Genomic DNA, 24,216 nt, shown 5'->3' with positions numbered 1-24,216 from the left:
ACCTCGCGTTGGGTGGATGACGCTCTTTTCATCCACCATTGCCAACCACAAAATACGCGATATATTTACAATCCCATGGTGGACAAGCTTCGCGTTGTCACACCCTACGCACTGCCATACCGACCCAAAATATTCAGAGAATTTGCAACTCGCGTAGGGTGGATGACGCTCTTTTCATCCACCATTGCCAACCCCAAAATACGCAATATATTTACGACCCCATGGTGGACAAGCTTCGCGTTGTCACACCCTACGCGGAGTCATTGCAGGCGTTGCGAAGCGCTATCGGCCCTTAAGAACTCTGCTCTCCATAGTCACCGACCTCCTGCAACGGGCCGGTACACCAATCTTCAGGATAAATGCCCATTGCTACAGCCCGGTGGAAACTCGAATAGGGCCAATCTGCCAGACTCCGGACATGGTTGTGTTTCAGCGGGTTGTAATGGATATAGTCAAAATGCTGCTGATAGTCCTGCCTGTCGCGAATCAGATGTTCCCAATAGCGGCGTTGCCAGACTCCGCGCTCTGCTCGCCGGAGTTGGTTGGCTGTTCGCGACTCGATCGCAGGCAGGCGTTTGCTAAATGCGAATTTGATTATCTTCCAACGGAGTGCAAACTCCTTGTCGCCCGGGGGCAGCGTCCACATGCAATGCATATGCTCGGGAAGCACCACCCAAGCATCAATATAAAAGGGGTGACGAGATCGAGCGGCACGAACTGACTCGCGCAGTAAATCTATTTCACGAACGAGTAGATCGCTTTTGCGATCCTGCAGATTGACGGTAAAGAAATAGGTTTCGCCCGGCGCGCGGGCACGGCAGTAATTAGGCATAGCAGCTCATCCTTGAGCGGTCAGGTGCAATGAATCTTGATGGACAAGCTTCACCGTGGCCACTTTACCAATTGCTTGCCCTGATAGATGGCATTTGTTCAACCCACCATCAGCAACAGCAAACACCCACGATATTGCAACTTGCGTAGGGTGGATGACGCTCTTTTCATCCACCATTGGCAACCACAAAATACGCGATATATTTACAACCCCATGGTGGACAAGCTTCGCGTTGTCACACCCTACGCACTGCCATACCGACCCAAAATATTCAGAGAATTTGCAACTCGCGTAAGGTGGATGACGCTCTTTTCATCCACCATTGCCAACCCCAAAACACGCGATATATTTACAACCCCATGGTGGACAAGCTTCGCGTTGTCACACCCTACGCACTGCCATACCGACCCAAATAATTCAACGAATTTGCAACTCGCGTTGGATGGATGACGCCCTTTTCATCCACCATTGGCAACCCCAAATACGCGATATATTTACTACCCCATGGTGGACAAGCTTCGCGTTGCCCCTACAAAACGCAAAACCCTACTCGTCCTGGTCACAAAACTCGGCGGCGCGGAGCAGCGCGGCGGTGAGGTTGTGTCGCTCCCACTCGGGGGTCGCGGCTAAATGCTGGTTGAACTCTGGTGGCAGCAATGACGGCGCACGCTTTAACAGCTCGCGGCCTTCATCGCTGATCAACAGCCACTGACGACGGCGATCCTGGTCATCACGCTGACGCTGTAACAAGCCACGCTCTTCCAGGCGGTCGAGCAAACCCGACAAGGTCGCGGCGGTAAGGCTTACCTGCCCGCTCAAATCACTTGCGGTTATCCGCGACTCTTTTTCCAGCACTTGCAGAACCATTAATTGCATCGGTGTCAAACCACCAAAGCGACTCAAGCGCTTGGCATGCACTTCACCGGCCTGCTGCAAGCGCCGCAAGGCTTGAAAGATGGGCATTTCAAATGCGACAACGGATGACAATTTAATTTCAGTTGAACCTTTTTTGTCTGCCATTTATCTATCTACCTGTTGCCATAAACTTTGACATGAAAGCATTTTTTTGTTTTGGTGTAAAAGGTTCAGCAACACGTAAGAACCACTCCCCAACGGCAACTCCGGTAAGGACATATGTGCGGAATAGCAGGCGAACTACGCTTCGATAATCAACCAGCCGACTTGGCTGCAGTTGAACGAATTACCCATCATCTGGCCCCTCGCGGCCCGGATGCCCATGGCTTTCACAGCCAGGGCCCGATTGCCCTCGGCCATCGCCGACTAAAAATCATGGACCTCGCAGAGGCCTCAGGCCAGCCGATGATCGACAGCGATCTGGGCTTGTCCATGGTGTTTAACGGCGCGATCTACAACTACCCCGAATTACGTAAAGAACTTGAAGCCTTGGGTTATCGCTTTTTCTCTGGCGGTGACACCGAAGTGCTGCTCAAGGGCTATCACGCTTGGGGCAAAGATATGCTGCCCAAGCTCAACGGCATGTTTGCCTTCGCTGTTTGGGAGCGCGACAGCCAGGAGCTGTTTATCGCCCGTGACCGACTTGGCATCAAACCGCTGTATATGTCGCGAACCGGTCAGCGCCTGCGCTTTGCATCGAGCTTGCCCGCGCTGCTCAAGGGCGGCGACATCGGCAAAACCCTCGACCCGATTGCGCTGAATCATTACCTCAATTTCCATGCCGTCGTCCCGGCGCCCCGCACCATTCTGGCGGGCGTTGAAAAGCTTCCGGCGGCAAGCTGGATGCGCATTGATGCCAAGGGCAATTGCGAGCAGCAGAGCTGGTGGAAGCTGGACTTCGGCCCGCGCCCAGATGAAGCAAACTACAGCTTTGAAGATTGGCGCGACCAGGTACTGGACGGCATGCGTGAAGCGGTATCGATCCGCCAACGGGCAGCCGTTGATGTGGGCGTGTTGCTTTCAGGCGGTGTTGATTCGAGCATGTTGGTTGGCCTGCTGCGTGAAGCCGGCGTCGAAAACCTGTCGACCTTTTCCATCGGTTTCCAGGATGCCGGTGGCGAGCGTGGCGATGAGTTCCAGTACTCGGATCTGATAGCCGAGCGCTTCAATACCAATCATCACCAACTGCGCATCGGCGAGAACGAGATTCTCGACCAACTGCCTGCCGCCTTCCGCGCGATGAGCGAGCCGATGGTCAGCCATGACTGCATCGCCTTCTACCTGCTTTCACGCGAAGTGGCCAAGCACTGCAAAGTGGTGCAAAGCGGTCAAGGCGCGGATGAACTCTTCGCGGGCTATCACTGGTATCCGTTGGTTGACGGTGCTAAAGACCCGTTCGCGGCCTATCGCAAAGCCTTTTTCGACCGTGAGCACGATGAATATGCCGCGTGTGTGCAGCCTGCGTGGCTGACTGACGACCACGCCGGTGAATTTGTCCGTGAACACTTTGCGCAACCGGGTGCCGATGCCGCAGTCGACAAAGCGCTGCGCCTCGACAGCACGGTAATGCTGGTTGATGACCCGGTTAAGCGGGTGGATAACATGACCATGGCATGGGGCTTAGAAGCGCGCACACCATTCCTTGACTACCGCCTGGCCGAATTATCGGCGCGCGTTCCGGGGCAATTCAAGCTGCCCGATGGCGGCAAGTACGTGCTCAAGGAAGCCGCACGCAAGGTCATTCCTTCTGAAGTAATTGACCGCAAGAAGGGCTACTTCCCAGTGCCTGGTCTCAAGCACCTTGAGGGTGCAACCTTGGGCTGGGTGCGTGACCTGTTAACCGACTCCAGCCAGGACCGTGGCGTGTTCAACCCCGCCATGCTCGATAAGTTGTTGAGCGATCCATCCGGCCAATTGACGCCGTTGCGCGGCTCAAAACTCTGGCAAATGGCCGCACTCAATTTATGGCTCAGCGAACAGGGCCTGTAAATCGCGGTCATATGCAGTTGCCATTAACCCGACCTCGCCGTCGGGTTAGTGCTTATTTTAATAACCCGGAATCAATCCGGCGATTTGCAAAGCAAAGGAACAGTTCCAATGCGAGCCAATGTCTACAATCAGCGCCTTCTTCGCGGCCAAGCGCCCACCTACGAGCGCCTGCAAGCGCGACTCGCTGAAGACCGTGACACGCAACCCAGCGAGCCGGCGGCAGTGCATTGTGGCTGGGGTCGGTTACTGATTGGTCATACCTTCCCCGATGCAGCGTCCTTGGCCAACGAACTGGTGACCGAGGAGCCCGGCGAGCGCGATATTGCGCTGTACGTGGCGGCCCCTCATCAAGTTTTGGCGCATGCGCCGCAGCAACTATTTCTCGACCCATCCGACACCTTGCGTATCTGGTTTAGCGACTACCGCCCTGCCCGCCGGGGCTTTCGCGGCTATAACATCCGCCGCGCACAAAATGATGAAGACTGGCAGGCCATCAATTGCCTCTATCAGTTGCACGGCATGCAGCCGATTGATCCGGAAAAGCTGACACCTTATGAACAAGGTGGCCCGACCTACTGGCTGGCAGAGGATCAAGACAATGGCTCGGTGATCGGCAGCGTCATGGGCCTTAACCACTTGCGAGCCTATCGAGACCCGGAACACGGCAGCAGTTTGTGGTGCCTGGCCGTCGATCCGCATTGCTCGCGCCCGGGCGTGGGCGAAGTGCTGGTCCGACATTTGATTGAACATTCGATGAGCCGAGGCCTGAGTTATCTTGACCTGTCCGTGCTGCACGACAACACGCAAGCCAAGCGCCTGTACGCCAAGCTTGGCTTCCGTGAACTGCAAACTTTCAGCATCAAACGTAAAAACGGCATCAACCAGACGCTGTTTATCGGCCCCGGTCCAGAAAGCGAAATGAACCCTTACGCACGGATCATCGTCGATGAAGCCATGCGCCGCGGCATTGAAGTCAGCGTTGATGATGCTGAAGCGGGCCTGTTTACCCTCAGCCACGGTGGCAGGCGCATTCGTTGCCGCGAATCGCTCACCGACCTGACCAGCGCGGTGAGCATGACCTTGTGTCAGGACAAGCGCCTGACTCACCGCACTCTCAGCCGTGCAGGGCTGAGCATGCCGGCGCAGCGACTGGCCGGAAATGCCGAAGAAAACGCCGCGTTTCTCTCCGAACACCAACGGGTGGTGGTCAAGCCGGTCGATGGCGAACAAGGCCAAGGGGTGGCTGTGGATCTGCGCAGCCCAACGGAAGTGCATGACGCCATCGAGCGGGCCAAGTTGTTTGATGAGCGGGTGCTGCTGGAAAGCTTCCACGAAGGTTTTGACCTGCGCATTGTGGTGATTGGCTTTGAGGTGGTTGCCGCTGCTATCCGCTGCCCCGCTGAAATCATTGGTGATGGTCGCCACAGCATTGGCGACTTGATCGATTCACAAAGCCGTCGCCGCCAAGCGGCCACCGACGGCGAAAGCAAAATCCCCAAGGACGCGGAAACCTTGCGCACCCTGCAAGCGGCCGGGCTTGATTACCAAAGCGTGTTGCCTGCTGGCAAGCGCATGTTCGTGCGTAAAACGGCCAACCTGCACACCGGTGGCAGCCTCGAAGACGTGACTGACATCCTCCATCCCGTGCTCGCAGATGCTGCCGTACGCGCGGCGCGAGCACTCGACATCCCCGTGGTCGGGCTGGACCTTATGGTGCCCGCCGCCGACCAGCCCGAATACGTATTTATTGAAGCCAACGAGCGTGCCGGTCTAGCCAATCACGAGCCTCAGCCAACCGCCGAGCGCTTTATTGATTTGTTATTCCCGCTAAGTCGCGGCGTCAACTAACCCATCAGCACTGAGCGCTGGCGGCTTTGCATCCGTCAGCGCTCAACACCCAAGACCCATTCATATGCCAGGAGGCTTTTATGCAATCACTCCCAGAACCGGATCTTGAATACCTGCAAAAAGTACTGCTTGAGATGCTCGCCATCCCCAGCCCAACCGGATTTACCGACACCATTGTGCGCTACGTTGCGGAAAAGCTTACCGAGCTGGGCATCCCCTTTGAAATGACTCGCCGCGGCACTATCCGCGCCACGCTCAAAGGCAAGCGCTACAGCCCGGACCGCGCCATATCTGCACACTTGGACACCATTGGCGCGATCGTTCGCGTGGTTCAAGACAACGGTCGCTTAGGTTTGGCCCCAATCGGCCATTGGTCGAGCCGCTTCGCTGAAGGCAGCCGCGTCAGCGTATTTACCGATCACGGCGTGTTACGCGGCAGTGTGTTGCCCTTGCTCGCCTCAGGCCATGCCTTCAACACCGCCATTGATGAGATGCCCGTGAGTTGGGATCACATCGAATTGCGCCTGGATGCAATCACAACCACCCGTGCCGACAGCGAATGCCTGGGTGTATCGGTTGGCGATTTCGTGGCATTCGACCCTCTGCCTGAGTTCACCGAGAGCGGTCATATCAGCGCCCGGCACCTCGATGACAAAGCAGGCGTTGCCGCCCTGCTCGCGTCATTGAAAGCCATTGTCGACAGCGGCATAGAACCGCCAATAGACTGCCACCCGCTGTTCACCATCACTGAAGAAGTCGGCTCGGGCGCCGCCGGTGCATTGCCTTGGGATGTCAGCGAGTTTGTCGGGATCGATATCGCCCCCGTCGCACCCGGCCAGCAGTCTAACGAACATGCGGTGAGCGTCGCACTGCACGATTCCGGCGGCCCTTATGATTATCACTTGTCGCGCCAATTACTGCGCTTGGCGAGCGAAAACGACATCCCGGTTCGTCGCGACCTGTTCCGCTACTACCACAGCGATGCGCAATCTGCGGTTACAGCTGGCCATGACATCCGTACCGCCTTGTTGGCCTTTGGTTGTGATGCAACCCACGGCTACGAGCGCACCCATATCGACAGCCTCTCGGCGCTGACCAAGCTAATCAGTGCTTACCTGCTCAGCCCGCCGGTATTCGCCAGCGACGCGCAGCCTGCAGAGAGTTCACTTGAGCGTTTCAGTCATCAGATTGAGCATGCTGCACAAATGGAAAGCGACACGCGCGTGCCTTCAGTTGACAGCGTACTCAATACCCTAGAAACCAAAGAAGAATGAATGACAAGCCTTAGCTAGACTGAGTTTCTGGCTAAGGCGCTTGCTAACGCGCAACATTGATGGTCAGCGGCGTGCGCAAGGGTTAGCATCGCCGCTGCTTTACCAATCCCCCAATGGAGCGCCCGCGTGCTGATCCCTGCCACTATGCTGCAAGCCGAGACGCTGACTCTGCTGATCGAAGATTTTGTCACCCGTGACGGCACGGATAATGGCGATGAAACGCCGCTAGAAACCCGCGTTCTGCGCGTTCGACGCGCCCTTGATAAAGGCGAAGCGGTGATCATTTTCGATCCAGAAAGCGAACAATGCCAACTGGCGATGAAACGGGACGTGCCCAAAGAATGGCTCACTGACCTGGCTGACTCACTTGACTAGTGTCTCAAGGACTTGAAAAGCGCGGCCCGAGCAATATCACCAGTGCTCCGGCGACACACAGCCCCGCGCCCAGCCAATCGCTGCTAAGTGGTCGACTTTTCTCGATCACGCTCAGCCACAGCAGCGAAGCAACAATATAAACCCCGCCATAAGCCGCATAGGCACGCCCCGCATAGCTGGCCTCAATACGCGTGAGCAGAAGCGCGAACAGCACCAGGCTGGCTAGACCCGGCAGAATCCACAGTGAACTTTTGCCCAAGCGAAGCCACATCCAGAATGCATAGCAGCCTGCAATCTCAAATACAGCCGCCATAAAAAAAAATAGATAATTAAGCACGCAGTTGCCCCGCTTTCGTCTCGGTTTTAAGACAGCTACTTGCGCCCGCCACCCTCACGTTCCCAAGCGCAACGCACGCGCAAGTCACCCTCTTGCGGGCTATGAAACTCGCCATCAGATTCCCAGCGGAAGGTATGAGTGCCATTCAGTTCAGTCTCAAGATGGACTACAGCGCTGGCCCAATACAAACGTTTGAGCAAGGTCTCGAACTGCTCGATCCACAGATTCCACTCATACTCGACCGACTTATAACTGGCGCCGAAATGGATCACCTGTGTTTGGTAAACACCGTCGCTCGGCGCCGGGCAGCTTGAAAACATCTCACGGCCCAACAGCGGCCAGCAATCGCCCGCAGGCAACTCGCTCAACACCTGGCGGTTGATTTGCCGGCGCAAGCGACTCTCAAGCGCGCTATCTGACGGCCAGTCACGAATACAGCCATAGACAATCGACTCAGACTCCACACCGCCACTCCACAAAAATCAGGCTGCCTTATATCCCAGGTCGCTAAGCGTGGCAACGCAGAGCGTGCACAGCATCGATCAATCAACAAACCAACCCGCCCGCGTAAATGGTGGCCACCCTGTCCAATATTCATCGTCGCAACCCGCAAAAAACATCCGCCCCGTAGGGTGCGACAACGCGAAGCTTGTCCACCATCTTTTAAACGCGCCGAAGCTCTTCCGCTGGAGTAGCCTGTTGAACGCCGTGCCTTAAAAAGCCAGCCAGCACGGTCATCAGCAAAGCCATACTCATCATCATTGCAAAGGGCAGCTGATAAGAGCCTGAGTAATCACGCATAAAGCCGGTAATAACCGGCATCAAACTGCCAAGGCTGTAGCCCATAAACAGCATCATCGCGGTCCATCGACTCACATCCAGCGGCGAATCGGTTTCATACAGCGGCAACACCAAAGACAAGGCGAAGGAGCCACTAAGTGCAAAGCCCAGGGCAACGGCCCACACCTCAGGCAAAAGACTCGGCATAAAGGTGATCATCGCCAAGCACAACGCCGTGGTTGCACCGCAGACCATCAACAACACATAACGATTGTTATAACGCTGAGCCAGCCAGGGCAATAAAAAGGCACTGGGCAAGCCCATCAGCATGATCATGCCAAACAGATTATTGCTCTGCAGCAGGCTGAAACCGGCCTCGTGATAACGGGCAACCGTCCAGGTGGCGATGGCATAAAACAAACCGCCTTGCAGCGCGAAAAAGCTACTGATAAGCCACGCCCGCGGTTTTCGCCATGGCAAACCTGCCGGTTGTTCCGCCGTTTCTTTAGAAGCCTTCAAGTTTGGCACAAACAACCACAAAAGCACGCCGATAAAACCCAGCACGGCCCACACCGCCAAACCGCGTGACCAGTTATCACCCAGCAACTCAGTCGCAGGCGCGGTCAACACAGCCCCTGCCGCACCACCCACCGCCATACTCAAGGAGTACCATGCAACCACCTTACCCACATGACCCACGAAATGCCGTTTGATAAACCCGGACAACAGCGGTCCGGCAATTGCAATCGCCGCACCCAACACCGCAGCACTGCCAATGAGGATAGCCGTTGAGTCACCGATCAGACGCAGTGACAACGCTCCAGCAATAAGTACTAAACAGAGGGTAATTGTGCGCTCCAGCCCGATGCTCAGCGCTAGACGCGGCGCAAACGGCGCCAACAAACCCATGCATAAAACAGGCAGTGCCGTGGTCAGGCTAATCAAACTGCGACTCAGCGAAAGCTCGCCGGCAATTCGCTCAACCAGTGGCGCAAGCGAGGTAATCCCCGGGCGTAGATTGATGGCTGCAATGATCAAAGCAATCAGCAGCAAGGTCTTTGAGGCAGGCTTCACAAGGCGTCCAAGATCATTAGTCTAATAGTTAGCAAGCCACCCTAACTGGCGCATCTAGATAGATCAAGATCGAGAAGAATAAAACTGACTAAACAGTCAGCATTTTATTGCCTCTACTGGAAAAAATACTGGCGAAGGCGCTGAAAGTTAACTAAATCAACAACGTGCACCACCTATGCCCGTCCGCCGCCTTACCTAGCTAGTAATGGACTACAGTCTTATTTAGGAAAAGCTGAATATCTAATAACGCGATGGACGTAATGAGCTGTCGGACATGCTTGAAGCGTTAGCCGTTTAAGCATTTACGAAGGAGCCTTTGTGGCTCCTTTTACGAGGTATCAGTTAACTTCTTTTAGCACGCATCTTCTCAGCCATGCTGCTCATTTCATCGTAGAGCAACTGCGGGTTCTTTTGCTTGATTGCCCAAGCCATACGGCCCTGCTCATGGGGCAGAATCATAAACTCACCTTTGGCCACCTGCTGGTAGATATAGTCAGCAATCTCGGTAGCGTTTATCGGTGAGCTTTCAAGCAGCTTGCCGACCTGAGCCTTCATCGCTGGCGTTGGCCCGCGGAATGAGTCGAGCAAATTGGTTTGGAAGAATGATGGGCAGACTACGTGCACGCCGATCTCTTGAGCTTTAAGTTCGATGAGTAAGCTCTCAGATAGCGCAACAACGCCGGCTTTTGCCACGTTGTAATTACTCATCGCCGGGCCCTGCATTAAGGCCGCCATAGAGGCGATGTTGATGATCGTGCCCTTGCTGCGCTCAAGCAAAGGCAAGAAGGCCTTACAGCCCTTAACAACGCCCATAAGATTGATTGCAATCTGCCAATCCCAATCCTCAAGCGACAGCTCATTAAAGAAGCCGCCCGAGGCAACACCTGCGTTATTAACGATCAGATCAATGCCGCCAAACTTTTCATCGCAGGCTTGAGCGAAAGCAGTTAACTGGCTGTAATCACGCACATCACAACGCTGGGTGAAGCCTTCGCCACCCACCTCACGAACAAGAGCCAAGGTTTCAACAAGGCCTGCTTCGTTAACATCAGAAAGTGCTAGCTGACAGCCTTCACGCGCCCAGCGCAGGGCTATTTCGCGGCCTAGACCTGAGCCTGCGCCAGTAATCATGATGCGATTTTGCATACGGAGGTCGCCTTGTAGTGCTGTGGTTAATGGTAGGGAGTGTAACCAAGGAAATAATCCTACCCACGTACCATTAGCCTCCTGAATGATCAGGGCAAACTAACAAGCGAAATACAAAACGGATAAAACTTACGTACTTGCGCGGCGTGCCAAATTAGGGTCAGAGAGGCTGTTGGCGAAACACGCTGGCCCTTCACAACCGTTAATTTTGCACAAACACCTTATTAACTGTGCGTATGCGGACGGGCTGTCAAATCAACACCCAGCGCCCTCATCACTACCAGCATGGTTTTCAGTGTAGGGTTTCCACGTTCGCTGAACGATTTGTAAAGTTGCTCTCTAGCCAGACCTGTTTCCTTGGCCAACTCGGTCATCCCTTTGGCGCGTGCAACAACTCCCATAGCTTTAGCGATATAGGCAGCATCCCCCGTGTCTAAGGCGTCTGCAATGAAAATAGCTATCGCCTCAGGTCCGTCCAGTGCCTGCGCAGGGTCGTAATCATATATTGGCTCTGTCACTTCGGCCTCCACTCATTCGCTAGGCGTTTCGCCGTTTCGATGTCCCTGACCTGACTGCTTTTGTCACCACCACATAGCAGGATGACGATTTCGGTTCCGCGCTGCTGAAAGTAGACTCGATAGCCCGGACCATGATAAATCCTTAACTCGCTTATGCCATGGCCGACCGGTGCCGCGTCGCCCGACAGACCATTTGCCAAGCGAAAGATGCGCGCGGCAATTGCCGCCTTTGCCCGTCGATCCTTGAGCTTGCTTTCCCAGATCATGAAAGTTGCTGTTTGTTTGATTTCAAACATTGGACCAATGTGCTTTATAAATCACAGAAGGTCAACCGCTGTAATCAATAACCTATCAAGGCTCCAGACGTCGCTGCTGATGTATCCAGTCAACGATCTCGCCATCGGGTTTATATCCGCTGACAGTCTCGCGCAAAAGTTGGCGGACACGGCCGTAATCATCCGCCGAGACAGAGTCAACCAGTTCCGCCAGGACTTTCCTGAAGTCCTCCCACGCCAGATGCTCTTCGCTTGCGCGCATGATCATCGGATGCTCGGTTGGGCTGACATTGTCACCGATCAGAAGCTCTTCGTAGAGTTTCTCACCCGGACGCAGGCCGGTGTATTCGATGGTGATATCGCCATGAGGACTCTTCTCCGAGCGAATACTGAGGCCGCTGAGGTGAACCATTTTTTCTGCAAGATCAACGATTTTGACCGGCCGGCCCATATCCAGAACAAAGACATCACCGCCCAGCCCCATCGCCCCGGCTTGAATCACCAACTGAGCTGCTTCAGGAATGGTCATAAAGTAACGTGTGATGTTGGGGTGGGTCACTGTAATCGGCCCACCATGCTTGATTTGCTCATGGAACCGTGGAATCACCGAACCAGACGAACCCAAAACATTGCCAAAACGCACCATCGTGAAACGGGTTTTATTGACGTGGTGAACAGTGTCGTTATCACCAAATAGGACCGGCGCCGATTCCTGACTCAAGGCCTGCAGAACCATCTCAGCGAGACGCTTGGTGCTGCCCATAACATTGGTTGGGCGCACCGCTTTGTCGGTGGAAATCAATACGAAATGTTCTACACCGGCTTTAAGCGCAGCCTGGGCAGTGTTAACTGAGCCAACAACGTTGTTAAGCACCCCTTCAGCAATATTATGCTCAACCATAGGCACATGCTTATACGCTGCAGCGTGATATACCGTATTCACTTTCCAAGTCCGCATCACATCGAATAAGCGTCCTGGGTTACGAATCGAACCTAAAATCGGCACCAGATTCAACGGCAGCGACTCGCGCACAGCGCGCTGCTCAAGCTCGGTATGAATGCTGTACAGATTGAATTCACTGTGCTCAAACAAAATAAGCGTAGTTGGGCCAGTGGCAATAATTTGCCGGCACAGTTCCGAACCAATAGAGCCCCCCGCTCCCGTGACCATAACCACCTGGCCACGAATGCAGCGCTCAAACAGAGGCTTACGCGGCGGCACTGCATCACGGCCAAGCAAATCAGCAATGTCGACTTCCTGTACATCATCGACCTTCACGCGACCGCTGGCCAAATCCATAAAGCCGGGGATGCTGCGCACGTGTAGCGGAAAGCCTTCTAAATGCTCAAGGATTTCACGGCGCTTCGCACGGGTAGCAGACGGAATAGCGAGTAGGATTTCCTCTGCTCCCGTTTCTTCGACCATTTGTTGGATGTGTTTAGGTTTATAGACCTTAATTCCAGCAATCACCCGGGTGGCGATATCGCTGTCATCATCAATAAAGGCAACAGGCCGCATCACCCGGCCCATACGTAGCGCGGCAACCAACTGGTTGCCGGCAGCACCGGCACCATAGACAGCCACTTTTGGAAGATTTTCATGCTTATTGAAAAAAGGCACCTGCTGAGAGGCAACGTACCAGTCACCCATAAAATACTGGCGCATCACTAAGCGCAAGCCGCCAATCATAACCAGACTCAGCCACCAGTAATTGAAGACCACTGAACGCGGAACAACGACGGGAGATGACTGGTACCAGTAGACAGCTAATGCTAGTAATAACGAGGAAATACTGATCGCTTTGAAGATAGTGATCAGCGCATCATTGCCAAAATAACGCATTACCGCGCGGTACATACCTATCCTCATAAAGATAGGAATAGCGACAAGCGGAGCAGCCAAAAACAGCCAAAGATGCTCACCGATTGGATTGACCGGATGCTCCAAACCCAGTCGCACAGCAAAAGCTAGCCACAGAGAACACCAGACTAAGACGGTATCAACACCAACCTGCAACAATCGCTTGTAGCGCCTAGGGAGCTTTAATAGCCAGATGCGAAGCATATCCATAATTTCGAAGCAACCCCTAGCAACATAATCTTATGAAAGTAATCATAGCCGAAGATTATACAGCCTTATGAAACCTGAGGCTCACTAGCGCCTGAGTTGAATTTTATCGCCAAGAAAAGTACGGGGACATAGGCTATCACCAACCCCCAAAAACCATCGAGAAAATCTAAAGCGACCAAAAGTGCTAAGGGAAATAACCAAATTATATTGATTAAGGTGACCCCCAGCGTCACGGGTAGGTGCTTTTTATAGTGACGAGAAGCGTACTGGTAGCCGTGGCTACGATGGGCCTCGTAGACCTTATCACCGCGTAGTAGCCTTCTTAAAAGGGTAAAGGTTGCATCGACTATGAACACACCAAGCAGGATCAACCAACTCCAGAGCAATTGAGGAGCTACCCAAGCAGCTTGAATGGATAAAATACCTAATGTGATCCCTAAGAAACCACTACCCGCATCACCCATAAATATCTTGGCAGGCGGAAAATTCCATAACAAAAAGCCGACTACAGCCGCGGCCAACGCAAGCGGTAAATAAGCATAAGATAAATCGCCTAAACACCAATATATAACAGCGCCACCAACGCAAACGGCAACCGCTTCCGAGCTAGCAAGCCCATCGATACCATCCATAAAATTATATAAATTCAGCATCCATACTAAATACAAGATAGCTAGGCCAGTAAGGATAAAATCGCTGCTAACTATAAACCCACCAATGGACATAGGCGGCATGCCGCCTAGCCATAATATCGCCCATACGGAAGCTACTAGATGCCCAAGCAGCCGCCAACGCGCAGCAATATGACCATGATCATCAATAAAGCCAATTAATGCAATTAAAACGGACCCAAAAAACAATGAATAAAAAATAGTATCTGAAATAATATTATTAAAAAACAACGTAGGGAGCGCAACTAAAAACGAAAGTACCATAGCGACCCCACCACCTCTTGGCGTAGGAATTACATGAGAGCTTCGATAGTTCGGAACGTCCATGATATTTTTAAAAAGAGCATACCGCCTCAACCAAAAAGTAAGGGAAAATGAGACACCAACTATTAACAAAAAAAATAAATAGATCATTCTACCGACTCCGAATATAAAATAGCATCATGAATACCTGCAACAAAAGTTTTACATGGAGCCCAGTCGAGAAGATCATATGCCTCTTGCGTATATATTTCCAAGTCACCAAATAATTTTTGGTACATAGCACGCTTACCTACTAAGAAAAATAGCAATTTTAAAATTCCAACCGGTACCGGTATCAGACGAGCCTTAACTTTGGACGCATCAGAAATGCACCTTATTAAATCAACCGTGCTAACGACCTCGCGATCTGCGGGCAAGATAGGTTTTTGAGTAGCCCTAAGATGAAAAATACACACTTCTATAAGGGAGCAAAGATTATCCACACCTATAAACGATCGCCGATTAATGACACAACTAAAGGGCAGCGGCAGGCCAAGACAGCTTAATTTAACTAGTTTTCGAAAATTTCCTGGGGCGTGCGGCCCATATATTAGCGGGGGCCGTATTATCACAACCTCCATTCCTGTCTCTTTTGACAGCTCAAGAAGTAATAACTCAGCCTCATACTTTGATACAGCGTAAGGCTCAATTGGGCATGCCCTGACATGAGAGGTTAATGGAGCTGAAGTAGCATCTCCATAGACCCCAATAGAGCTAAGAAAAATAAATCTTCGGACCCCAGATAATGCAGCTTGTTTTGCTAGATTAATTGTCGCAAACGTATTAATACTGCGGAAGTCCTCAAGGTCATCCTTAGAGGCGGATTTTTGCTTATGAGCCAACCCCGCTAAGTGAATAACAACATCCACATGATCTAAAGGCCACTCAAAGCCAACTCTCAGATCCTCGCAGACAATTGTATTAGAAAAATTAGCAGCTCCACGCCTTACAACCTGATGAAGATCAAAAATATCATTCCGCTGCAAGTGCTTAACGAGGTGAGTGCCTAAGAAACCGCCTGCTCCAGTTATCAGAACACTTGTACTATTCAATTATTAGAACCACACGCTTTGAAAAATTGATGAAGAGGTCATTTGAGGCTAAGAATAAATGTGCTCTACCTTAGTCCGTACAGGGAAAGCATTATACAGAATAAACTGAACACAACTTTATCGCGAAGACGCCGCCGACATTTCCAACCAGAGAAGGCCAAACGGATTAGATCCGCTCTTTGGAGAGGGGCCCAACTTCTAACAAATGCACTCGAGCTCATACCAACAATATCGGATATCGCGACTGATTGATTCAGCAACCAACCATCTAAAAATATAACAGTTCGATTTTTAAAAGCATCAAAACCGCTGTTCACTCCAACTTGGTTACTCTCGTGCTGTCGGTAGAGCATTGATGAAATATTGTGTATAAACCAAGTGTAACCATTGGCGCGACATAAGGCATAGCAATACCAGTCGTGCAAAGTAATAGTCTGAAGTTCGATAGAATGGTTTAACACATGCAAATGAATAAATTTAAAAAACTTATTGGTAAATACGTACGTGCAACCGGGCCCAGCCGCCTCGAAAAGATAATCAAACTCAACCTGTGGCTGAGACTTAATTATCTCTTTAGTGCATCCAGAGTCCCAGAAAGCGGTGACATTACTTGAATATGCGTCAGCCGCATTAAGTTGGATCTCTGCAATTGCAGTGACTAACTTATCAGGATTCCACAGATCATCTTGATCAGAAAATGAGTAATAATCATAACCATTCAAATCTGCTTCTTTAATTAATCTAAAAAAGTTAGCTGATGCCCCTCCAAATACGAATCCATGATCAAGACAAATAACTCTTGGATTATTAAGTGCGAGTTCAGTTGCCCAGCGCTCAGTGCCATCTGAAGACTTGTCTACACTTAAAAGAATCGTTACCTGAACACCACGCTGATTCAAAATAGAATCCACCTGTGATGCTATCCAACGCATCCCATTGTACGCAGCAAGTAATACAAGAACTCTAGGCTTCACAAATAGACATCCGCATGATAAAACACAATTAAAATATTAATGACGAATATACGCCAACAAGACGCAGCGATGAGATATAGAATATAGCCGCAACAATAACTAATAATAAGGCGTAACAAGCTCTGCTGTTCTGATCGATGAACCTAAAAATAATACAAAACGAAGCCATATCAAATAGACCAAATAGTTCAGAAAAGCGTAAAGAAAATGCATCATTCCATGAAAAGAAAGCTTGAATGGCAACGCCACAGATAGACATAAATATTAAAAAGCGCTCTGTTTGAGCAAGCCGTTCATAAAGCAGAATAACTATAGATAAAAATGTAAGTAGCCGGACCATGAAATAAAATGAAAAAAGTGAAACTGCTGACGTTTGGTACTCACCGTTAATGTAAGGAGCTACACGTGACATGCCCGAAAGAATACTTAATGCGTACTGGGCAAAGTATGGAAACATAAAAGAAGAAAAAATAAGTATTAATAAAAAAATCTTACTTATATATTTAGAAAAAAAAGCATAGAATAAATAAATTGGAAACAAAATTATTACTGAAAGATGGATACTTAAACTAATAAGGAACAAGAGATAGCCTTTTCGCTTACTCCCATTGTTTAAGAACATGATGGCGCACGATGCAATCGCAATTGCAGCTCCGACTCTGATTTGTACTAAATCGTGCACGATATAAAAGCGCGAAAGAATTAGAAAAAAAATGAAAAAGGAGTATTGGCCTCCATAAACCAGAGAAGAGAAACGAGCCTTCGCCAATAACGATACCGAAGCGACTAGGCAGAAAAAAACATAGTCTTCGAATCCGATCCAGTTTATGAAACTATATGGAAGCAAAAAACCCGGATCTTTTAAATCCACAAATTTAAGCTGCGGGCTGTCTACGAAACTATGTAACCAATCAGAATAATTGTAATAGTCAGGCGCTACGTCTGGAGACTTTAATCCTGTAAAAAAAATCAAATAGACTATTAAAAAACAGAAAAATGCACATATCAGAACTCTTGACCTCCTATCTATGAATATCACTGAAAACATTGCCGGCAACAATGTCATAAAAAAAACAAGCACATAGAGCATTAAAACCGACCCTTAAACATTTTCTTTACAAGCCCATCATAGCAAGCAAGAACTAGGAGTTTTAGGGAATAAAATTTCCTTTTTGAAAATAGAGAATATACAAATATATATATAGGTACCTTTCTGGCTAACTGAAACCTGGTAGATAAACTAACCTTTCCCCATAAAGCTAAATACACAGCATTTCTAACAATAAAATAATTACGGAAATCACTGTGCAAATTAATTTTTCTACCCAAAAAATTTACAAACTCATCACCAATACTATGCCGCATAGAAACCAATGGGGTTAAGTACGATGCATAGCCCAAGCCTGCGGCTCTTTCACACCATTCGATATCAACCCAATCTATAAAAAGCTCATCTGACATACCGCCGACGTGATCAAGGACGTCTATACTTATTAGCGAGCCGGAAGATATGATATAACTAGCCAAAACAGGCTCAATTGAATCCAAATTAACTGAGGATCTCTTTCCACCAAAAAAAGTCGATTTAATCGCTGGTGCTGCTTCATTTGTTTTTTCGTCTATAAATACAGGGCCGATCGCTCCTACTTTTTTACCCATTTGTATAAGCTTTAAACTTTCGTCTATTAGAGTTTTAACAGTGTTAGGTGCTAATTCACTATCTTGGTCTAAAATTAGCACATGAGTTTTTTCTGAACGCCTAGCAAGAGTTACTCCCGCATTATGAGCATGTGCGATACCATAGTTATCATGTAAAGGTTGATAAGTTATAGATTGATCGCCCATAATATTTAGGTAAGAATCAGCAGTTCCACCCGGGGTATTATCAATTACGAAAACGTGTTCAACTTGCCCTACAATACTGCACAGCAAGCGTCTGAGAACATCCAACTCAGGATAATAAAGTACCACTACCGCCGCTACCGAAACTTTCATATTCAATATCAACCATTTATCTTAAATACATCTAACATTTTTTGTGCAATGTTAGACCACGTATAACTGTCCATATCTTTATCAGCTTGATCACTAATTTTTTTTAAACTTGCGTTTTTCATTCCCAAAAATACAACAATATTATCAACTAATTTATCAACATTGACTTTTGTCAAAAATATAGCATTTGAATAACTTGCCGGTGCGTAATTTGATATTACTATGCACCCCGAAGCTAATGCCTCCATACAAGGATAATGAAAGGCCCCATCTTGCATAAGTCCAGTAGCAATAAATAAATCCATTTTTTTATAAAACAACGATAAATTTAAATCGCCATGTGGAGTTGTATGCCTAATAAATTGATATCGAGTAACATCCACAGAATCAGGAATTTGAAAAGCGATATTTAATACTAAATTAGCACCAGTCCTAGACCTCGCAATCTGTACAGCTTGAACAATTTCCTTCGTTCCTTTCCAAGGAATGTTTCGACCTATACAGCCTATATTGATCTCAGGCCTATCTATATCAGTTTTATTTTGTTGACCGTTTGAATTTCTAAAAAAAAGCTCACGATCAATTCCAGGCTCAACCACGTACGAGGATTTGAGATTTTTATAATGCTTATATATAGGAGAATTTACAACTCTGCAGAGAGGCAAGTGGTAGGACATCTTCGCTATATAAAAGCTTAACAAGCCGACAACAGTTTTTTTGCTGTAAAACTCTGGCTCATAAGCTTGGATATAGTAAAATCCTTTTTTTGTGCCTATGCTTCCTAAAACCACTGGGAAAGAGGTTAAATTATAATTTGCCAAGAAAATATCGTACTTTTTTCTATTGATAATTATAAATACTAACATCAAGATCAAATTGTATAAACCTGAAAGCACGGGAATATTATTTAAAGGATTATTAAACTTAATAATAGAAGCTACTGTTGGATAGTACGGATCATTAACATGACGAGGCACTAGAAACTCAACCACGTGCCCTTCCGCTACAAATTGATTCGCAAGCTTTGAAAGCACACGCATACCACCTGCACTAGAAAACGAGAGCACAGGTATTAATATATTCACGGCTTGACTTCCTCACTCGCGTAATTAATTATTTTGAGGTTGCGCCAAACGCATAAACCGATCACTACCCAATACAACACATAATTGACGGCATATCCTTCTACAACCCCTTCAAAACCATGCAAATGCGTAAACAGTAGTACCAGAAAATAAAAGCTAATTGAAAAAATTATCTCAGTCGAGATATATAATCTGAACATCGATTTTCCAAGCATAACATAAGCTAATATCCAGCTTCCAATTTTCATAACATCACCAAAAAGTTGAAAGGCAAATAGCTCTCTCATTGGCGTAAACTCTGAACTAAAAAGAATATTAATAATTATATCGCGTGCTAAAAAAACAATAACACTACAAATGAAAGCTAAGGGTAATAAAATTTTATAGCCATTTAAAATTTCGGAGATCATTTCATTTGCACAAGTAATTTCTGATAGTCTAGGGAGGTAATAAACACCCAGCGTCGTCGTGACAAATAAAAGATAAGCGCTACTTAACCGCCACATTGCCTCCCAATACCCAGCAAAGTCCGCCCCATATGAGCTAACCAGATGGTTACGAATCAATATTTGTGATAAGGGTACGCACGCAGCAGTTGTCAACGCCATAGCAGCATATTTGCTAAGATTAAACGCAATTTTTTTATCAAATTTTCCAAAAAAATATTTAACCTTAAACCACTTTGTGTTGAAGCAAATTAAAACTGTAGACACGAATGCGACAGCTTGATAAACAACCAAGGATATTAGCGCTCCATACAAACCCCAATACGCCGTAAGTACAGTGATAACAATTAAAGATAATATACTGCCTAAAATATTAGCCCATACCAAGGTGTAAATATCTTTCCGCCCATTTATGACAGAAAGGAGAAATAAATTCACGGTAAAGAATATTAACGAGACGGAAACCCATTGAAAAACACTTGTAAATTCTGTTGTCTTAAAAAAATACAAAGACAAATCGGAACTCAATAATGCAACAACGATCCCAATTATTAATGAACACACAATAGCGAGTATTATAGACGTTTTCCACAACGAGTGAAGCTTTAAAGGCTGATCGACGTACTCTGCTGTATACTTTATTACACCAGTATTTACTGCTCCACTAGAAAGCGAGGTAATCATTGTTAGCGCATTTTGTAATTGGCCTATCGCAGCATATCCGGATGGCCCAACATACAATGCTAATATTTTATTAACACCCAGCAGTGTTAGCATTTTAATGACAACAGCGATGCCATTAAGCAGGCTAGTTTTAATCAGAGTCATGCTTGTTTAAAACTATTACAGGCGTCAACAACACGTTTCGCATCTACGGCGATCATGATCGGGCTAATCGGCAAGCTCAATACCTGATGATGAATACACTCGGTTAACGGGAAGCAAAGGTCGTTCCATTGCGAGTAAGCCTGTTGCTGGTGTGGCGGTATCGGATAGTGGATCAGCGTTTGTACGCCCATTGCTGCTAGATGTTTTTGCAGTGCATCACGTTGTTCACAACGGACAACAAACAGGTGCCAAGCGTGGCTCTGTAGTGTCAGCGCAGACACCTCCGGCCCCAGCGGTAAAGTTATAGCCGAATGGTTAATTCCTTCTTGGTATATTTGCGCGATCTGCCGGCGCTGGGCTGTTTGTTCATCTAGATGCTTGAGCTTTACGTTCAGCATCGCGGCTTGGATTTCATCGAGACGGCTGTTTACGCCTTGGTGAAGATTTTTGTATTTCTCATGAGATCCGTAATTTCGTAGCGCGCGTAAAGTTTCAGCTAACTGATCGTCATTAGTTGTAATGGCCCCGGCATCACCCAAGGCACCTAGGTTCTTACCCGGATAAAAGCTAAAACCCGATGCATCACCCCAGCTACCGGCTTTACGGCCATCGAAACTCGCACCATGCGCTTGAGCCGAGTCTTCTAGGACCAATAAATTATGTTGCTCAGCAATTTTCATAATCGCGGGCATATCGGCTAGACGACCATAGAGATGCACAGGCAAAATAGCACGGGTTTTATCTGTGACGGCAGCACGGATACCAGCAGGGGAGATATTGAATGTGCTCGGGTCCGGCTCCACCAACACTGGTACCAACCGGTTTTCAGTGATGGCCAGAATGCTAGCGATATAGGTGTTAGCGGGAACTATGACTTCATCGCCCTCCTTAAGCTTACCCAACTCCTTCCAAGCACGAAGGGTAAGAGTCAAGGCGTCAAGACCATTCGCCACGCCGATACAATGCTTGCTACCGCAGTAGCGAGAAAAAGCGCTCTCGAAGTTGGACAGCTCTTTACCGGCGATGTACCAACCGGAGTCGATCACCCGCGTACAGGCTTCAATGAGTTCTTCGCGAACACCGGAGTTAATAGCCTTAAGGTCGAGAAAACTAATCATTGCTCTATATACCTGATGATTTTAGCTGGATTACCGACTACCACAGCGCGCGCGGGAACATCTTTGGTAACAACCGCACCGGCACCTACCATAGCGTAGCGACCAATATTTATACCTGGCAACAAGGTTGCATTAGCACCAATACTAGCGCCCTGCTGAACAACAATACCGCTAAAGGCATCTGGATACACCTTCGAACGTGGCATTAGGTCATTGGTAAAAGTGGCGTTGGGGCCAATAAAAACATCATCTTCAATACGGGTTCCATCCCAAAGAAACACACCGGATTTCACCGTAACATTATTACCTATAACAACGTCACCCTCGACTAAAGTGTGCGCGCAAAGATTACAATTTGTACCGATCTTAGCACCCGCAAGAATGACACTGTATTGCCATACTCGCGTACCCGCGCCGATGCTGGCGTTACTTGCATCGGCGAGCGAATGAATGTTAGGCATTCCTCACCTGCTCGATAAAATCTGAATAACTGCGGATATAATCCGCTTCATCGTAATACTCATTGGCTAAAACCAGTAGTACGCAGTCGGAACTGAAATCATGCATTTCGTGCCAAACCATTTTTTCTATACGAATTGCTTTACTTACCGAATCGAGCCAGATTTCTTCTTTGTGCCTACCATTATCCAAAATCATACGGCACTTACCAGATACACAGACCGCGACTTGCTCAAGCTCTTTATGTGCGTGAAAACCACGCGGCACGCCTGCCTGTGTTTCGGTTAAGTAGTAAACTCGTTTGATATTAAAAGGGATATTTTTATGTCCCTCCAAAACTGTTAAATGACCACGATCGTCACCTAACAGTTTAAATTCAATTAACTTTATTAAACTCACTTAACTGTCTCCGACGACACGGAGAATAACGGAGCTTGCTGATCCTTTTGATTAACGATCAAGCATTCAACGTTTGGCCATTGGATAGCTAACTGCGGATCATTCCAACGAAGCGCGGCTTCACAGTCTTTAGCATAGTAGTTAGTAGTTTTGTATAGAAAATGCGTATTGTCCGCTAGCGCAAGAAATCCATGCGCAAAGCCTTCAGGGATCCAAAGCATTTTGTGATTTTCGCTAGTTAACTCAACACCGACCCATTGACCAATGGTTGGCGAGCCTTGGCGAATATCCACCGCTACATCAAAGGCTACGCCTTGAGTAACACGTACTAATTTACCCTGCGCATGAGGTGGCAATTGGTAGTGTAGCCCACGCAACACCCCTTTTTTTGAACAAGAATGATTGTCCTGCACAAAGGGTCGTGGGGGCTGTAGGCCTAACTTAATCAACTCGGCATGGAAGCGTTGCTCATTAAAACTTTCCATAAACCAGCCGCGATCATCTTCAAACACGCTAGGCTCAATGATCACTACATCGGGTAGAGTTGTTTGGGTCAGCTTCATTACTGCGCATCCTCTAACAGCTTGAGCAGGTATTGACCATAGCCAGTCTTCTTTAAGCGCTCGGCTTGCAGCATTACTTGATCGCGAGTTAGCCATCCATTGTGAAAGGCGATCTCTTCCAAGCACGCAACTTTAAGACCTTGGCGCTGTTCGATGGTGTGCACAAAATGACTGGCCTCAAGCAGCGAGTCGTGGGTGCCGGTATCTAACCACGCGAAGCCACGGCCAAGCATTTCTACATTTAGGCTTTTATCTTCAAGGTAGACGCGATTTACGTCGGTGATTTCTAGCTCGCCACGCTCGGAAGGTTTAATGCCCTTGGCTATTTCAACTACGCGGTTGTCGTAGAAATACAGGCCGGTTACAGCATAGCTAGACTTCGGAAGGGAGGGCTTTTCTTCAATGCTTATGGCGCGGCCATTAGCATCGAACTCAACTACACCAAAACGCTCTGGGTCAGCTACATGATAGCCGAACACAGTTGCGCCTTCACTGCGCGCGGTAGCAGCATGAAGATTGGCAGAGAAGTTTTGCCCGTAGAAAATGTTATCACCGAGGATTAAGCAGCAGTTGTCATCACCAATAAAGTCTTCGCCAATAATAAAGGCCTGAGCCAAGCCGTCAGGAGATGGCTGTTCGGCATAGCTAAGCTTGATACCAAACTGACTTCCATCGCCCAGTAACTTGCGAAAGTTTGGCAGATCTTCTGGTGTCGAGATAATAAGCACTTCACGGATGCCGGTCAGCATCAATACCGAAAGCGGGTAATAGATCATCGGTTTGTCATAAATCGGCAGCAACTGCTTGGATACGCCGAGAGTTATGGGATGCAAGCGACTACCCGAGCCGCCGGCAAGGATGATGCCTTTACGATTGGTGATGGGCATGG

Annotated in this window: 25 protein-coding genes; 4 read left to right on the top strand and 21 right to left on the bottom strand. The window is 48.6% G+C overall.

Annotated features, from left to right (window positions below):
• Positions 1-292 precede the first annotated feature (292 nt).
• Both AACY09_RS11375 and AACY09_RS11370 read right to left on the bottom strand, forming a co-directional pair.
• Complete coding sequence (locus AACY09_RS11375; protein WP_339488074.1) at positions 293-832, bottom strand: REP-associated tyrosine transposase; 540 nt, start codon at positions 830-832, stop codon at positions 293-295.
• Positions 833-1,378: 546 nt separating this feature from the next.
• On the bottom strand, positions 1,379-1,852 hold the full coding sequence (locus tag AACY09_RS11370; protein ID WP_339488072.1) for a MarR family winged helix-turn-helix transcriptional regulator: 474 nt from the start codon (positions 1,850-1,852) through the stop codon (positions 1,379-1,381).
• Between the two features lie 114 nt (positions 1,853-1,966).
• Between AACY09_RS11370 and AACY09_RS11365 the strand changes: the two genes are divergently transcribed.
• The 4 genes from AACY09_RS11365 (at position 1,967) to AACY09_RS11350 (ending at position 7,233) form a co-directional block, all read left to right on the top strand.
• Positions 1,967-3,736, top strand: coding sequence for an N-acetylglutaminylglutamine amidotransferase (locus tag AACY09_RS11365; protein ID WP_339488071.1), 1,770 nt, complete (start codon positions 1,967-1,969; stop codon positions 3,734-3,736).
• A 108-nt stretch (positions 3,737-3,844) separates the two neighbouring features.
• Complete coding sequence (gene ngg, locus AACY09_RS11360; protein WP_339488069.1) at positions 3,845-5,584, top strand: N-acetylglutaminylglutamine synthetase; 1,740 nt, start codon at positions 3,845-3,847, stop codon at positions 5,582-5,584.
• 80 nt (positions 5,585-5,664) lie between these two features.
• Positions 5,665-6,858 carry an osmoprotectant NAGGN system M42 family peptidase gene (locus AACY09_RS11355; RefSeq protein WP_339488067.1) on the top strand — a complete coding sequence of 398 codons (1,194 nt, stop codon included), beginning with the start codon at positions 5,665-5,667 and terminating at the stop codon, positions 6,856-6,858.
• A gap of 126 nt (positions 6,859-6,984) precedes the next feature.
• On the top strand, positions 6,985-7,233 hold the full coding sequence (locus AACY09_RS11350) for a YheU family protein (protein WP_339488066.1): 249 nt from the start codon (positions 6,985-6,987) through the stop codon (positions 7,231-7,233).
• Positions 7,234-7,237: 4 nt separating this feature from the next.
• Here AACY09_RS11350 and AACY09_RS11345 read toward each other — a convergent pair whose 3' ends face one another.
• From AACY09_RS11345 to rfbA, 19 genes are all read right to left on the bottom strand, one after another.
• On the bottom strand, positions 7,238-7,570 hold the full coding sequence (locus tag AACY09_RS11345) for a YnfA family protein (protein ID WP_339488063.1): 333 nt from the start codon (positions 7,568-7,570) through the stop codon (positions 7,238-7,240).
• Between the two features lie 35 nt (positions 7,571-7,605).
• Positions 7,606-8,034 (bottom strand): hypothetical protein, encoded by a 429-nt coding sequence (locus tag AACY09_RS11340; protein ID WP_339488060.1) that lies wholly within the window; start codon positions 8,032-8,034, stop codon positions 7,606-7,608.
• Positions 8,035-8,233: 199 nt separating this feature from the next.
• Positions 8,234-9,424, bottom strand: coding sequence for an MFS transporter (locus AACY09_RS11335; RefSeq protein WP_339488059.1), 1,191 nt, complete (start codon positions 9,422-9,424; stop codon positions 8,234-8,236).
• 342 nt (positions 9,425-9,766) lie between these two features.
• Positions 9,767-10,570, bottom strand: coding sequence for an SDR family oxidoreductase (locus tag AACY09_RS11330; RefSeq protein WP_339488058.1), 804 nt, complete (start codon positions 10,568-10,570; stop codon positions 9,767-9,769).
• A 224-nt stretch (positions 10,571-10,794) separates the two neighbouring features.
• Positions 10,795-11,088, bottom strand: a complete 294-nt coding sequence (locus AACY09_RS11325) for an addiction module antidote protein (RefSeq protein ID WP_339488056.1) — start codon at positions 11,086-11,088, stop codon at positions 10,795-10,797.
• A complete protein-coding gene (locus AACY09_RS11320) occupies positions 11,085-11,384 on the bottom strand; it encodes a type II toxin-antitoxin system RelE/ParE family toxin (protein WP_339488053.1) in 300 nt (99 codons plus the stop codon). Before AACY09_RS11320 ends, AACY09_RS11325 begins: the two co-directional genes overlap by 4 nt.
• 55 nt (positions 11,385-11,439) lie before the next feature.
• Positions 11,440-13,437, bottom strand: coding sequence for a polysaccharide biosynthesis protein (locus AACY09_RS11315; protein WP_339488701.1), 1,998 nt, complete (start codon positions 13,435-13,437; stop codon positions 11,440-11,442).
• Positions 13,438-13,499: 62 nt separating this feature from the next.
• Complete coding sequence (locus AACY09_RS11310) at positions 13,500-14,519, bottom strand: MraY family glycosyltransferase (RefSeq protein ID WP_339488052.1); 1,020 nt, start codon at positions 14,517-14,519, stop codon at positions 13,500-13,502.
• Positions 14,516-15,460 carry an NAD-dependent epimerase/dehydratase family protein gene (locus tag AACY09_RS11305; RefSeq protein WP_339488051.1) on the bottom strand — a complete coding sequence of 315 codons (945 nt, stop codon included), beginning with the start codon at positions 15,458-15,460 and terminating at the stop codon, positions 14,516-14,518. Before AACY09_RS11305 ends, AACY09_RS11310 begins: the two co-directional genes overlap by 4 nt.
• A 65-nt stretch (positions 15,461-15,525) precedes the next feature.
• Positions 15,526-16,434, bottom strand: a complete 909-nt coding sequence (locus AACY09_RS11300) for a glycosyltransferase (protein ID WP_339488050.1) — start codon at positions 16,432-16,434, stop codon at positions 15,526-15,528.
• Between the two features lie 28 nt (positions 16,435-16,462).
• Positions 16,463-17,482 (bottom strand): EpsG family protein, encoded by a 1,020-nt coding sequence (locus AACY09_RS22045; RefSeq protein ID WP_445323844.1) that lies wholly within the window; start codon positions 17,480-17,482, stop codon positions 16,463-16,465.
• A 41-nt stretch (positions 17,483-17,523) separates the two neighbouring features.
• A complete protein-coding gene (locus AACY09_RS11295; protein ID WP_339488049.1) occupies positions 17,524-18,429 on the bottom strand; it encodes a glycosyltransferase family 2 protein in 906 nt (301 codons plus the stop codon).
• An 8-nt stretch (positions 18,430-18,437) separates the two neighbouring features.
• Entirely contained in the window at positions 18,438-19,514 is a 1,077-nt protein-coding gene (locus AACY09_RS11290) for a glycosyltransferase (protein ID WP_339488048.1), read from the bottom strand.
• Positions 19,511-20,788, bottom strand: a complete 1,278-nt coding sequence (locus AACY09_RS11285; protein ID WP_339488047.1) for an O-antigen translocase — start codon at positions 20,786-20,788, stop codon at positions 19,511-19,513. Before AACY09_RS11285 ends, AACY09_RS11290 begins: the two co-directional genes overlap by 4 nt.
• Positions 20,785-21,906, bottom strand: a complete 1,122-nt coding sequence (locus tag AACY09_RS11280) for a DegT/DnrJ/EryC1/StrS family aminotransferase (RefSeq protein WP_339488046.1) — start codon at positions 21,904-21,906, stop codon at positions 20,785-20,787. The genes AACY09_RS11285 and AACY09_RS11280 overlap by 4 nt, the downstream gene beginning before the upstream one ends.
• A complete protein-coding gene (locus AACY09_RS11275) occupies positions 21,903-22,367 on the bottom strand; it encodes an acyltransferase (RefSeq protein WP_339488045.1) in 465 nt (154 codons plus the stop codon). Before AACY09_RS11275 ends, AACY09_RS11280 begins: the two co-directional genes overlap by 4 nt.
• Positions 22,360-22,764, bottom strand: coding sequence for a sugar 3,4-ketoisomerase (locus AACY09_RS11270; protein WP_339488043.1), 405 nt, complete (start codon positions 22,762-22,764; stop codon positions 22,360-22,362). Before AACY09_RS11270 ends, AACY09_RS11275 begins: the two co-directional genes overlap by 8 nt.
• A complete protein-coding gene (gene rfbC / locus AACY09_RS11265; protein WP_339488042.1) occupies positions 22,761-23,327 on the bottom strand; it encodes a dTDP-4-dehydrorhamnose 3,5-epimerase in 567 nt (188 codons plus the stop codon). The genes AACY09_RS11270 and rfbC overlap by 4 nt, the downstream gene beginning before the upstream one ends.
• Positions 23,327-24,214 (bottom strand): glucose-1-phosphate thymidylyltransferase RfbA, encoded by an 888-nt coding sequence (gene rfbA, locus AACY09_RS11260; RefSeq protein ID WP_339488041.1) that lies wholly within the window; start codon positions 24,212-24,214, stop codon positions 23,327-23,329. The genes rfbC and rfbA overlap by 1 nt, the downstream gene beginning before the upstream one ends.
• Between the last annotated feature and the right edge of the window lie 2 nt (positions 24,215-24,216).

Origin of the sequence: Pseudomonas sp. EL_65y_Pfl2_R95, from assembly GCF_963971045.1 — a bacterium.
Taxonomy (GTDB): domain Bacteria; phylum Pseudomonadota; class Gammaproteobacteria; order Pseudomonadales; family Pseudomonadaceae; genus Aquipseudomonas.
This window is presented reverse-complemented; position numbering and strand designations above follow the sequence as displayed.